The sequence below is a fragment of the Dapis hubbardiae BLCC-M172 genome (genome assembly GCF_050016015.1).
Lineage (GTDB): Bacteria > Cyanobacteriota > Cyanobacteriia > Cyanobacteriales > Microcoleaceae > Trichodesmium.
On the sequence record NZ_JBNHEQ010000268.1, the window covers coordinates 65857 to 79248 of the forward strand.

Below are 13392 nucleotides of genomic sequence, written 5' to 3' on the forward strand. Positions count from 1 at the left end.
GCTGGCAGCTTGTGTTACAGGGTAGGTGTCAGTTTTAGTAACACATCCATCTTGGGTGTTTTTCCCCAACAAGCTGGCAGCTTGTGTTACAGGGTAGGTGTCAGTTTTAGTAACACATCCATCTTGGATGTCTTTCCCTGACAAGCTAGAAGCTTGTGTTACAGGGAGGAAGTTTTGTAGATAAGCAATTAACGACTCATCTACCATATAATTAACAATCTCTCTAGGAGTATAAAAAGACCCCGTTTGTTTCCTTGCCGTGGTTTCGGTTTCCGGGTTATATTCTGCTAATAAATTCTCAAATACTTTACCTAACAATTCTGGATCTAAAGCAATTTCTTCCTCAATAGGAGTATTTTCATCAATAGTAAATTTATAACGATTAAAAATATTAATTAATCCCTGAACTTGATACTTTTTATTTTTAGTTCCATAGGCTTTGTTTAAATCAACGTCTCTGACTTTTCCAAAAAAGAGAAAATTAGGAACATTTAAAACATTATCATCCCTATCAGAAAACCCATCAATTCTAATTTTTGTTTTCTCTTTGCCTTTTTGAGACGTTTTAGAGGAATCATCTTTCTCTTTATCTCTATCTAAACACTCAAATAAACCCCCATTAAGAAAAGGAATATCGTGACATAATTCTAAAAAATCATCAGAATTAATAAAATAATCTTGGTAACGATAAACATTAGCTACTCCATAATTTTGATCTATTCCTCCCTTTTGTTTAGTTTGTCCTCTAAACTTTCGGTTATTCCTCACATTCCCCTTTTCTAAGGGGGATTTAGGGGGATGGTTCATTTCGGTATTTAGAGTAGCAAAAAAGAGATTTTGTAAGATAGCTTTATAATAAGTTGTTTCCTCTAATTCCAAAGATTTTAGTAACCTTTGCAGCTTACCTTCATTAAATAAATCATCAGGAACTAACCTCTTTTCTTTTAAAAACCAAACAAAAATCAGGCGAGTAATTAAACGAATAATACTGGTAGCATTACGAATAGATTCATCTGCTTCTGCTCCATCAGGAAAAGTCACCATTTGAGTCGCCCATAAATACCAATTAGATACCTCCTTAAAGAATTTTTTATTGAGTTCTGATGTATCTAGAACTTTTTGCCAAGCTGTATGTAATTCGTCAAAATTCTGAACATATTTCAGAGAGATGAAGGATAAATCTGCTAAAATTTCAAGATGCGCTCGATGGGGAGAATTTATATTAATGTCTTTGATTAAAGTAATCTTTTCTAAGACATCTTTATCCCTATCTAACTTATTAGGACGACGATTAATTATAGATAAGGTAATATAATTCCCATAACGAAATAAAATCATAATGGGAATATCAGATTGACGGTTTATTTCACGGGTGATAGTTGCCATTTTACTCCGAGAATAATCAGGATTTTGTAAAGTTAATCCCAGAAAAATATATGACTTTAAATAATCCTTTTCAAAAGAAGGTTGAAATAATCCTAACTGTTCATTTTGAGTAATTTCTTCTTCCGTCACCTGAAAGAAATAATCGACCGACTTCCACTCTTTTAATAATCCTTTATCTTGACTAAAATTATCCCACCCAAATTCTTGTACTACCTCATCAGGGGTTTGAATATCTAATAAAAATTCCCGTTGAGTTGAGTAACCTAAAGTTTCAAATAGATGCTTAATTCCATCAGCGTTAGAAACTTGACTAAATTCTTTTAAAGCTTTTTCAATATCAGATTTAAGGTTTTTTTGAGTCATCTTCAATAATTAACCAGGTTATCAGTTGAAAGTCTGTACTTTTGGTCACTTGTTGTTCTTTTAAAGGAATGATACCTCTTTTTCCTGACTTAAAAATATTTTTAGTGACACGGTTAGTAAATATGCGGGTAATAGAATCAACTGCTTTATCTAATAAATCGTTCTCTTTACTCATATTAGAACCATGATTGGTACGGCGGTCAAATAATTGACATAAATCTTTATATGGTTTAGTTTTCCCTGCACATAAAAGACGATATATTTCTAAAATTTGTTTAGGTTGAGCAAAGGTATAACGAATATTTCCATCATCCCTTATATAAACTAAAAAATAAGGTTGTAGAGGGTTAACTTGTTCATTTTTTAATTTTTCTTTAACCGCTGCTTGTGAAAGAGAGGAATATATTTGTTGAAGACAGAAAATAATACCAGGTTTAATTACATCATAGTCTTTATGACTAGGAACAATACCATATAATCCTAACGGAGTATTTTCTAAAATTTGTCGATTTTTATCTAAATAATTAAGTAAGTCTATACGAAAATCATTCAAGGTAAATTCTGTCAAAGAAATTGATTCATTAAAATCTTCAATATCTAATACTTCATCTTTCAAGCGTAGTAACTGTTCATCTCGATAACTCATTTCTTTGGTTAATAAATCGGGTAGTTCATCTACATTTAAAAGATTATCTTCTCCGGTGGCTGTAATATCAACTAATGCCATTCTCGCTTCAACTCTATTTTTGAGATTAATATAGTTATTCAAGTCTTCTGTCGGCCAAAAATTAACTAATTGAACGGTATGATTAAGACTGCCAATTCTATCAATACGTCCGAATCTTTGAATAATTCTGACAGGATTCCAATGAATATCATAATTAACTAAATAATCGCAATCTTGTAAGTTTTGACCTTCAGAAATACAGTCAGTAGCAATTAATAAATCTATTTGATTATCTTGGGGTAAGGAAGACATTATTTCTCGTTTCTTAGACTTAGGAGAAAAGTTAGTTAAAATCTCTTCAAAACTGCTACTTCCCAAGGTGGTTTTATTGCCTTTATTACCACCTGTGACTAAAGCTATATGAATTTTTAATTCGGTTGTCACCCACTTTTGCAAAGCATCATATAAATATTTAGCTGTATCAGCAAATGCGGTAAAGATGATAATTTTTTTATTCTCTTTTCCTTCTTTATTAAAAGTCGGATTAGTTACTTTAGACTGAATAATTTTTTTTAACTCAGCTAACTTAGCATCTCTACAGATATTTACATCTTTTGCTTTAATATATAAGTTATAAAGTTGTTTTCTATCTCTTTCTAGATCGACTAACCATCTGTCAACATCTAAATGTTTTAATTGATATTTTAAATGTTTTCCTACTTCAAAAGTAGCTTGTAACTCTTCGTCTCCATCCACATCCTCATCATCCACCTCGGTAACACAAGCTTCCAGCTTGTCATCCTCAGTAACACAAGCTTCTAGCTTGTCATCCACCCAAGATGGGTGGGTTACTGACTTTTCATCCACTAAAGATGGGTGAGTTACTGACTTTTCATCCACTAAAGATGGGTGGATTACTGATTTAATTTTTGCCTCTAAATATTCAATCTTTTCTATCGTTCTCTCCAAAGTAATCCTAAAAGAATAAACTGAACTTTCCAACCTTTTGATAAAATTAACCTTCATCATTCCAATTAAGTAATTTTCTCGATTACTTTGAGTAAAATTCTTTTGGATAACTTCCCCTTCATACAAATTTTGATATTCTTCTAAAACATAATTAGATGGTTTAAACAAAGATAATTGATAATCAGAAATTTGCCTATTAATATCATCATAATCTAAGAAATCACCTTCTAAATCAATATGAGAAAATAAAGAAATAGATTTTAGTCTCTCTGGGAAACCGCCTAATTCTTCAATAACTTCTTGATAATACTTTTGAATATGTTTACGAGAACGAGCAATTGTCAATCCATCCAATAACGTAAAAAAGCTAGAATTTAATTTTTCTAATAACTCATCACTATAGTGTTGTTTTTTCTTCGCCCATAAAGTAAATTCTTTTTGAGCGATCGCCAAAGTTTGCTTAATACTATTAATCCCTAATGTTTCACTGAAAGCACTATCTTTACCTTCCACAATAAAATTAATCTGATTTCTTAAATCCTTTAAATCTGTATTCACAGGAGTTGCTGATAATAGTAATACTTTCGTAGGAACTCCTTTTTTAATAACATCTTCCATCAACCTTTCATAGCGACTTTTTTTGATAATATTTCCATCTTTATCTCGTTTTCCTTTAGTATTATTCCGAAAATTATGAGATTCATCAATCACCACTAAATCATAATTACCCCAATTCAATATTTCTAAATTAATATCTCCTGAATATCCAGTTTCTCGACTTAAATCAGTATGAGATAATACGGTGTAATGAAATCTATCCTCAAGCAAAATATTTAATTCACTATTATTAGCAGCATGGTAAACTGTCCAATTACTTCTTAATTTATTAGGACATAAAACCAAAACTTTATAATTTAATAACTCAAAATATTTAATAATAGCTAAAGCTTCAAAAGTTTTTCCTAAACCCACACTATCAGCAATAATACAGCCATTATATTCCATGATTTTATTAATCGCAGCTTTAACTCCATCTTTCTGAAAATCAAATAATAAATTCCAAATCTTTGTATCAGTTAAGTGGCGTTGTTTAGTTAATAAGTCACTAGCTGCTTGTTGGTCTAAAAATCGTTTAAATAAATGATACAGTGTTTTATAATAAATCAACTCAGGAGCATTATCCTGATAAAGTTGATTGAGATAACTAATTACTTCATTCTTGACATCTTGTACCAGGCTTTTATTATTCCATAACTCTTCAAACCATAATTTTAAATCTTGTCTATCCCTGTCACTATCAACAATTAAATTTAATTCAATATTACTATTTCCCTCAGCTAGTCCTAATCCCTTTAAGGTAAAATTAGAGCTACCTAAAATGGCAGTTTTTACCCCATTATGATCAATGTGATACATTTTACCATGAAGTAAATTACTTTGTCTGATAGAACGAATATTGACTTTTTTATCTATCCACTCTTCACATTCCTTAGCTAATTTACTCTGTTTTAATCTACTACTTAGTTGAATGCCAGTGTCTTCAATTTTAAAAGATTTTGGATTAGTCTCACTGCCGATATTTTGAATAAACCGAGGTTCTCCAAACAGAAAATTTAAGTTATCAATAGACCATAATTTCTGTTTTAAAGCTTCAAACGCATAAATCGTAAAATAAGCAGAGATAATAGATAATTTAGAGTTTATTTCAATCTTATCTTGGAGAAAATCTCCAACTGTACCCCGCTCACAGTTGTCTCGAATACCAGACTGAAATACAGAAAGCTGATGATTTGACATAGTGGTTAAGAAAGAATTGCTTTTCTCTTAGTTTTCCCTCATTAAATCTTGAACTTTCAATGAAAATGTAATAGGTGTCAAATAGAGCAAGCTACAAAGAATATGAATGCTGCCCATTCGATGACTAAACCAAGAATTATAGGGGTTAATATCCCTTAAATAATAGAGATATTTTCTAGATAAATGATGGATTTTTTTTGATTATAACTAACCTAAAAATCAGAAGGTAAATGGCCATTATAAGACATAGTAAAATTCCTAAAAAATGACTTATCTCCAGCATAAAATTATCTCTTTAATCATTTTATTACTTATCTCTACTACCTTACCGAAAAATTACTGATAACTGATAACTGAAATAACCCCCCTTCTTTAGTAATAATGAAAGAGGGAAAAGTAATTTTATTGTTTTTGCATTCGGGCTAACATATTAGATCTAAATTCGGCAAATGCTTCTTCTGTTGCCTCAGAATTTTGCCATGCTGGACGTCCTATTAAACGACTACACCAAGCATTAATTTTAGGATATTTATCTAAAGAAATACCTCCTCTCAACAATATAGGAATTATTGTTCCAGAAACAACATCAGCTAAAGTAATATTATTGCTCCCAAAATAAGGGCGATCGCCTAATAAATTCTCAAAAAATGTTAGGACTGTTGTAATTTTTTCCTCTGCTTTATTAACTTTTTCAGGGTCTTCTCCAGGTAAATCTAAAATTCGTGGCAGCAGTGGACCAATAGAGGGCAACAATTCATTAACACTTACCATTTGTACCATCCGTACAATTGTTAGGTCTTTAACATCTTTAGGTAGCATATTAGGAGTAGGATATTTTGCTTCTAAATAGTCAAGAATTGCCAAAGATTCGACTACATTAAAACCATCATCTACTAAAGCAGGAATGTGGTGAAAAGGGTTAATTGCCAAAAAATCAGGTTTAAATTGTTCTCCACTGAGTTTTACTTCTACCAGTTCAAATTCAAGTCTTTTTTCTAATAATGTCACCCAGACGCGACGAGAGTTAGGAGATACAGGGGCGTGATAAAGAGTCAACATTAGAGAACCTCACAATTTTATGAATAATATGAGCATTATTAATTTTAACACTGATATAAAATCCGGTTATACAGTAATCGCAAAATTACTGCCTTTTAATACAGATATTTTATTGAATAGGAATTTTTAAATTCATGCTATTCAAATTCTTTCTTTCTCCTAACTCCTAACTCTTGTACGGGCGATTTTCTACGGAATGCTCCTAATTACGCGTTTACGTTTGCAGAGCATTCCGAAGGAAAGTATTCCGGAACGGAAATCGCCCCTACGACTCCTGACTCCTCAGCAATACGATAACTAATTACCGAATAATTAATAATTAATAGTTAATAATTAATAATTAAGAGTTGATAGTAAATAATTAATTATTCATTCAACAATTAAGGTTTAAAGCCTCCCCTTGAAAGGGGATAAACCAAAAAAAATTATTTTAGCCAATCCCCTTCTTTCAAAAAGGGGTAATTATTAATTATTAATTGTTCATTGTTAATTGCTGAACCGGATTCTATATCACCCCCTAATTTTTAATTCAATCAGATTTTAACGCCACAAATGAGACAAAATTATGCAATTTAATTAATGATTCTATATATTGAAAACCGCTCTGCTTTAACATTTGTAATTGTTCCGCTTCATTCAGTGGAATCAATACATTTTCCAGCGCTTCTTTTTTTCGTTCTATTTCATTTTGAGCATAACCATTTTTAGTTTTAAAAGCTTCATAATGCCGAGTAATTGTTTCTTGAAATTGAGGACAGCAAGACCGAATTTTTTCACTCATAAATAGTAATCCACCAGGCACTAAACCTTGATAAATTGCTAGTAATAATTTTTGTCTTTGAGGGAGAGATAAAAATTGTAAGGTATAGTTCATTACAACTACACTACTATTTTCAAAAGAACAATTTTCAGCACTTTCACAAATTAATTCTATCTGATGAATTTGTTCTACTTGAGCTAATTTTTCTCTAGCTTTATCCAGCATATCTGGAGAATTATCAATTCCCACTAAAATTGCTGGTTGTTTCAAAAATCGACCTAATAATTCTAGGAATGTACCAGTAGAACAACCTACATCAATAATCCGTGTTTTTGATTGATAATATGCTCGCGTCCAATGCACTGCCCCAGCGATAACTTCTCGATATAGAGGCACCGAACGGGATACCATATTATCGAAAACTTTGACTACTTCGGCATTAAAAGCAAAAGGTTTCGGCCAGGGACCTTTTTCAAATAGTTCATCTTTTTCTGAACTTAAATATAGTTCTGTTTCTAGTGGTTCAGTCATTTCAGTTATCAGTTATCAATTATCAGTATTTTTGGCTGAATTCTTACGTTAATATTTTAAGTAATCGTAGGGGTTTGGTTTCCCAACCCAAGTGAATTGTTACGTTAATATTTTAAGTAATCGTAGGGGTTTGGTTTCCCAACCCAAGTTAATGCTTACTTTAATATTTTAAATAATCGTAGGGGTTTGGTCTCCCAACCCAAGTGAATGCTTACTTTAATATTTTAAGTAAAAGTCTTTAATTAGACTAATAAACTCTGACGTATATATATATTGTTTTGCTTCAATAGTCAGAGTATTTTCTTGTAATGGTAATTTATTTTTGCTTAGTTCCATCAAAATTCGTTTTGTGGGAATTTCTGGCATAGATTTAACATAGAGTTTTCTCTGACAAAATAATCCAAAGTATTCAGCTTTTTCCTGAAAATTTTCAGCCTGTTCTACTGGATAAATTACAGCTAATTTTCCTGTTTCAGACAACAATTTAACTGCTATTTCTAATAAATCAGCTTGTGAAAGAAAGTCCGTATGTCTGGCAACTGTTCTAGAATGATTGGCAGCTTTCAAAGCATTTTCAAAAAAAGGTGGATTTGAGACTATTAAATCATAACGTTTTTGGCAAAAATTTGTATATTCTTGGATTGAATAGTTGGCAATTATAATTCTGTTTGACCAAGGCGATCGCTCTACATTTTCCCTAGCTTGAATAGATGAATTTATGTCAATTTCTACAGCATCAATATTAGCAGATGAACGCTGTGCCAACATTAAAGCAATTAAACCAGTACCCGTACCAATATCCAAAATTTTTTCTGCTCCAGAAACATCTACCCATGCTCCCAATAAAGTACCATCAGTGCCAACTTTCATTGCACATTTATCTTGTAGGATAGTAAACTGCTTAAATCGAAATTGATTTCCTCCCATATTCTGAATTTTTCTACTTGTATACAACTTTAAGCATTTAGCTATGAACAATCAGCTAAAATCAAAATTATAACACTTTTTACATAAGATACTAAAACTGCTGATAGGTAATATACCCACACCACTTACCTGAAATTTTTTGATAATTAAGTTATTATAAATAAATGTAAATTTATCCGACTAATCAAGACAGTTGAGAGCAAGTAAATTTGATGGAATTTTCTTACTTTTAACTTTTGATTTTTAAATTTTGACTTAAATAAGGACTAACCATGGTAACAGAGAAAATTATTGAACAAGACATTCAAGAAACAACAGAAACAGAAACATTCCAGTGGACAAAACAATGGTATCCAGTGGCAGTGATAGACCACACTGACACATCTCGGCCATATCCATTCCAGTTACTAGGGAAAAATTTAGTTCTGTGGCGGAATAATACTGGAAAATGGTCTTGCTTTGAAGACGTTTGCCCTCACCGACTTGTTCCTCTTTCCGAAGGTAGGGTAGAGTCTGATGGCACTCTAATGTGTGCATACCATGCTTGGCGTTTTAACTCTGAGGGAAAGTGTGTCAGTATTCCTCAGTCTAAAGATAAAGAAACTGAAGCCAAAAATTGTGCTAACAGTAAATCTTGTGCAGTTGTGTATCCTACTCAGGAACGTCAAGGTTTACTTTGGGTGTGGCCAGAGTCAGGGGAACAAGCTCAAGCAGAAAGTCAGTTACGCGAACCAAGGGTGATTCCGGAATTAGAAAATCCATCAGACAAAGTTGTGAAGCTAGGTTGGAATACCCGTGAATATCCTTACGGTTGGGATTTCTTCATTGAAAATGTCACAGACCCAGCTCATGCTCCCGTTTCACATCACGGATTTCTGGGTAGCAGGTACACAGATGCCAAATATTACGACATGATTCCGGTAAGGAAGATTTCTACCCAGGAAGGTTTCTCCTTTGCAATTACACCAACTGCAACAGGTTTCAAACAAAGGGGTATAGATTTTCAACCACCTTGTCATGTGAGAAGTTATTCTGAATTGGAGAATGGCGGAAAATCTATTGTGGCATTGTATATTATTCCAACTCGCCCTGGTTACTGTCGTGGTATGACGTGCCAGGTGTTAGTCAAGAATGAACAAGGAAAGCGACCAAAAGATTTGGTATTCTTTAGTTTGCCTATTGCTTGGTTACGTCATATAATAACACCCTTGTTTACACATCAAGACCTTGTGTTTCTGCACTACCAGGAGAAAATTATAGCAAACCGACAGGAAGGAAAATATTTGGATCTAGTTTATACACCTAATCCCCAAGATAAAATGGTGATTACCTTTCGGAAGTGGTTGGAGAAACGCGCAGGAGGGGGTATACCTTGGGCAGCAGAATGTAATCCTGAATTACCACCACCAGAATATGACAAGCGGAAACTGTTTGATGTGTGGGAGACTCACACAAAAGATTGTCGAGTTTGTCAGGATGCACTGAAAAATATTAATCGCTTAAAGATTTTGACTTATGTTGTGGCGGGATTGTGTCTGTGTTTAGGGATAATTATTGACGCACGAGCGATCGCTATTCAAGCAGCAACAGGAGCAATAATTGAAACGGTAACATCGGTTTCTGGTTTAGCAGTTCCCCCATTAGGATTTTGGTTTGCAGTTGGGGGTGCCGCTTTATTTGCTTTCGGCGGATATAAGTTACAACAGTTGAGTAGACTGTTTTATGTTTATGAATTTGAACACGCGGATAATGATTAGGTAAACAAATAGTCAAAATAAGAGGGTGGAGGATTGATTATTAATCCTTCCTCTTGCCAATCGCATACCTACCTTCAATTACCGAAAAATTAAGGTATAAAGCCTCTCCATTAAAAGGGAGGTTTTGAACCTGGATTTTTGGTAATTATATCATGTTCGTTTATATCGTTTGTGTAAACTCAAGCGTAAATATCTACAGGAAATTTAAGTTTTTTTCTTGATATTAAGCCTTGCTACCTGTTCCCTGTTCCCTGTTAAGTTTTCCCTACCTTTGCTATACAATACCGATGCTAGCGGACATAATATTATTAATTATTAATTATTGAACACTACCAATTTCTAAAGGTAATATTCTCGTCAAATAAACTCCAAAAATCATAACGTTTGTGATGGTAATAGCTATCTGCATCTGTATCCTGAATTTTTAAATTGCGAATACTTAATTTATTATTGCTATTAGAATCAGAAGAGTTTCCCTGAAGTAAATCTTCAATATTTACATTCTTATTATTGTTAGTCTTGCGATAATTTTCCATTATGTATAGCTTAATCCTTATTTTATTCAAGTTAGCATTGATTAGTAAATTACTTTCAACTAATCTTTTTCTGTGATTTCATTTTAATTATGAATGATTATCGATCAATCCGCATCAGAACTATTACTGAATTTAGCTTAAAGATTTGGTAAATAATTTCAGTAAACTTATCGTTGATGACATCTTGATTAGACTTGGTAGTTCATTAATTGATAATGGATAATTACCTCAAGAAAAACCGTAATTGACTTAATCAGGGAATCAAGGTATAATTAGCGATAAAATATATAAAATTTATAAAATGAGCAATGATAAAATTATTTACTATTGGTCATTCTAATCACTCCATAGAATCTTTTTTAAGTCTCTTACAAAAACATCAAATAACAGCAGTCGCAGATGTTCGCTCCTCTCCTTATAGTAAATATTTACCTCATTTTAGTCAAAAAAATATTCAGCAATATCTACAGGAAACCAATATTTCATACATTTTTTTAGGAAAAGAATTAGGTGCAAGAACTAATAATTTAAGTTGTTACGTTAATGGCAAAGCTTTGTACGAGTTAATAGCTAAGACAGATGAATTTCAAAAAGGTTTAGAAATAGTTTATCAAAGTTTGGAAAATTATAATATTGCTTTGATGTGTTCTGAACAAGATCCAATTACTTGTCATCGTGCTATTTTAGTGAGCCGACATTTAAAAAATCAAGGCTTAGATATTAACCATATTCTGAAAAATGGTGAATTAGAGAATCACTCCGATCTTGAACAAAGACTGCTAGAAATTAATAATCTTGTGGAAAAACCCCAGTCATTTTTACAATTAAGTCTTTTTGATACTAAAAGCTTCAGTCAAAATGTTACGGAATCCACTAACGATTCTGAATATACAATACTTGAAAAAGCTTACAAAATTCAAGGGGATAAAATTGCGTATGTCAACAAAAAATAATGTCTGATATAGAAATCCTATATAGCATTTTCAAATGAGATGTAAATCTAGAGCCAGTTTTTTCTAACCAAAAAATTCTGTATTGAGTACCCATTACCTTGTGTTTTTCACAATTTGATATAAATTTTCACTCTTTACCATTCCTAGGGCCTCCAAACCTATTCCCTTTTTAAGAAGACTCGGTTTCCGCATCTCAAATAAAAACGCTATAGTATTTGTTGCAAAAATATTGCCACTTTTTGAGAATAGGAAATAGGTAATAGGTACATGGTAAGATTTCTGGAGTCTATTTCTATTTTTTGGGATTTTTACAACCTATTTAGGATTGCTATATTGTTAGAGCGTATTTCCGACTAATGATGTATAAAATTTTTGTAACACAAGCATCTTGCTTGTTAGCTTTGTACCTCACGGGGAACAGGAAGTGCTGTATATCGGGATAAGTAAAATGACAAAAACTATTGAACTTTTTACAATTGGATTTACCAAAAAAACCGCTCAAGACTTTTTTGAGAATTTAACCCAATCAAAAGTCAAATGTGTTATTTATACAAGAGTCAATAATGTTTCTCAACTTGCCGGATTTGCCAAAAAGAAAGACTTAGAATATTTTCTTAAAGTGATTTGCAATATTGGATATATTCATATCCTAGATTTAGCACCAACTAAAGAACTTTTAGATGATTATAAAAAAAAGAGAATTACTTGGGATGATTATGAACAAAAATTTAATAACCTGATTACTGAAAGAGAAATCGAAAAAAAAGTTTCACCTGAACTTTTAGATGGAAGTTGTTTGCTTTGTAGTGAAGCTAAACCACATTATTGTCATCGTCGTTTAGTCGCTGAATATCTCAATCAACAATGGGGAAATATTAAAGTATGTCATCTCTAAAAAAGATAATTTGTTTGGCTAATTCCTACAAACTAAATGAGCGTTCTATAGCAGGAATTGATTTAGATACAGAAAAATGGGTTCGTCCGGTATGCGATCGCCAATTTCCTGAAGATGGAAGAGTACCTTTAAGAATTAGACTTGTGGAAGGTGGAGAGCCAAAACCTCTTGATATTCTGGAAATTCCTCTTGATAATAAAGGAAATGATTTTGGTTTTGAAAGTGAAAACTTTTCTGTATTAAAAGGTAAATGGAAATGTTTAGGCAAAGCTAAAGTTGAAGATATATTTCCATACTGTAATAATTCAGACTATATCCTACATAATTATCGTAAATATATTTATCCTTCTTATCTAAAAAGAGTTCCCTTTGAACGACGTCGAACAATTGAAATTGTTAAAGTTAAAAAGCATAACTTTTCTTTTGTTCAAGATAAAAGAGGAAAATTTCGAGGTAGTATAAAAAGTAATCATGGTTATTTGCTTTTAAATAATGCAAAAATTACCGATCCAGAATTTATGAAAGACTTAGAAAATGGATATTTTCCAACTGCAAATAATCTTTTAGTAACTATCAGTCTGAGTATGCCTTATGCTCCTGAAAATTGGGAAGGTGAAGCTCCTTGTTGGAAATTAATAGCAAATATTATTGAATTTGATTTGCCTTAAAGCTAATAATGAATGGCGGGTATAAAGTTACCAATGGATAATTGATAATTGATAATTCATCTTCAAAGGTTTAAAGCATCTCATTACCAATGGATAATTGATAATTAGAGATAGTTTTGATTAT

Annotated in this window: 9 protein-coding genes and 1 pseudogene; 4 read left to right on the forward strand and 6 right to left on the reverse strand. The window is 32.2% G+C overall.

What is annotated here, in order from left to right:
* The 5 genes and pseudogenes from ACP6PK_RS24910 to ACP6PK_RS24930 form a co-directional block, all read right to left on the reverse strand.
* Positions 1–1749, reverse strand: a pseudogene (locus ACP6PK_RS24910) (hypothetical protein); the annotation flags it as partial.
* Positions 1730–5182: a helicase-related protein gene (locus tag ACP6PK_RS24915; protein WP_426563589.1), complete on the reverse strand. Its 3453-nt coding sequence runs from the start codon at positions 5180–5182 to the stop codon at positions 1730–1732. The pseudogene ACP6PK_RS24910 and the gene ACP6PK_RS24915, both read right to left, overlap by 20 nt.
* A 402-nt stretch (positions 5183–5584) precedes the next feature.
* Positions 5585–6241 carry a glutathione S-transferase family protein gene (locus ACP6PK_RS24920; RefSeq protein ID WP_426563591.1) on the reverse strand — a complete coding sequence of 219 codons (657 nt, stop codon included), beginning with the start codon at positions 6239–6241 and terminating at the stop codon, positions 5585–5587.
* A 529-nt stretch (positions 6242–6770) separates the two neighbouring features.
* On the reverse strand, positions 6771–7532 hold the full coding sequence (gene cmoA / locus ACP6PK_RS24925; RefSeq protein ID WP_426563593.1) for a carboxy-S-adenosyl-L-methionine synthase CmoA: 762 nt from the start codon (positions 7530–7532) through the stop codon (positions 6771–6773).
* 216 nt (positions 7533–7748) lie between these two features.
* On the reverse strand, positions 7749–8459 hold the full coding sequence (locus tag ACP6PK_RS24930) for a tRNA1(Val) (adenine(37)-N6)-methyltransferase (RefSeq protein WP_426563595.1): 711 nt from the start codon (positions 8457–8459) through the stop codon (positions 7749–7751).
* A 272-nt stretch (positions 8460–8731) separates the two neighbouring features.
* On the opposite strand from ACP6PK_RS24930, the gene ACP6PK_RS24935 reads away from it, so the two are divergent.
* On the forward strand, positions 8732–10216 hold the full coding sequence (locus tag ACP6PK_RS24935) for an aromatic ring-hydroxylating dioxygenase subunit alpha (protein WP_426563597.1): 1485 nt from the start codon (positions 8732–8734) through the stop codon (positions 10214–10216).
* 329 nt (positions 10217–10545) lie between these two features.
* Here ACP6PK_RS24935 and ACP6PK_RS24940 read toward each other — a convergent pair whose 3' ends face one another.
* Positions 10546–10752, reverse strand: coding sequence for a hypothetical protein (locus ACP6PK_RS24940; RefSeq protein WP_426563599.1), 207 nt, complete (start codon positions 10750–10752; stop codon positions 10546–10548).
* Positions 10753–11060: 308 nt separating this feature from the next.
* Here ACP6PK_RS24940 and ACP6PK_RS24945 point away from each other — a divergent pair, with 308 nt between their 5' ends.
* From ACP6PK_RS24945 to ACP6PK_RS24955, 3 genes are all read left to right on the forward strand, one after another.
* Positions 11061–11705 (forward strand): DUF488 domain-containing protein, encoded by a 645-nt coding sequence (locus ACP6PK_RS24945; protein ID WP_426563601.1) that lies wholly within the window; start codon positions 11061–11063, stop codon positions 11703–11705.
* Positions 11706–12153: 448 nt separating this feature from the next.
* Positions 12154–12600, forward strand: coding sequence for a DUF488 domain-containing protein (locus tag ACP6PK_RS24950; RefSeq protein ID WP_426563603.1), 447 nt, complete (start codon positions 12154–12156; stop codon positions 12598–12600).
* On the forward strand, positions 12588–13268 hold the full coding sequence (locus ACP6PK_RS24955; RefSeq protein ID WP_426563605.1) for a dual OB domain-containing protein: 681 nt from the start codon (positions 12588–12590) through the stop codon (positions 13266–13268). Before ACP6PK_RS24950 ends, ACP6PK_RS24955 begins: the two co-directional genes overlap by 13 nt.
* Positions 13269–13392 lie beyond the last annotated feature (124 nt).

Bases quoted from the DNA above. Each gene is read 5' to 3' on its own strand.
- ACP6PK_RS24940 (WP_426563599.1), bottom strand. From the start codon at position 10,752: ATGGAAAATTATCGCAAGACTAACAATAATAAGAATGTAAATATTGAA.
- cmoA (WP_426563593.1), bottom strand. From the start codon at position 7,532: ATGACTGAACCACTAGAAACAGAACTATATTTAAGTTCAGAAAAAGAT.
- ACP6PK_RS24915 (WP_426563589.1), bottom strand. From the start codon at position 5,182: ATGTCAAATCATCAGCTTTCTGTATTTCAGTCTGGTATTCGAGACAAC.
- ACP6PK_RS24930 (WP_426563595.1), bottom strand. From the start codon at position 8,459: ATGGGAGGAAATCAATTTCGATTTAAGCAGTTTACTATCCTACAAGAT.
- ACP6PK_RS24945 (WP_426563601.1), top strand. From the start codon at position 11,061: ATGATAAAATTATTTACTATTGGTCATTCTAATCACTCCATAGAATCT.
- ACP6PK_RS24920 (WP_426563591.1), bottom strand. From the start codon at position 6,241: ATGTTGACTCTTTATCACGCCCCTGTATCTCCTAACTCTCGTCGCGTC.
- ACP6PK_RS24950 (WP_426563603.1), top strand. From the start codon at position 12,154: ATGACAAAAACTATTGAACTTTTTACAATTGGATTTACCAAAAAAACC.
- ACP6PK_RS24935 (WP_426563597.1), top strand. From the start codon at position 8,732: ATGGTAACAGAGAAAATTATTGAACAAGACATTCAAGAAACAACAGAA.
- ACP6PK_RS24955 (WP_426563605.1), top strand. From the start codon at position 12,588: ATGTCATCTCTAAAAAAGATAATTTGTTTGGCTAATTCCTACAAACTA.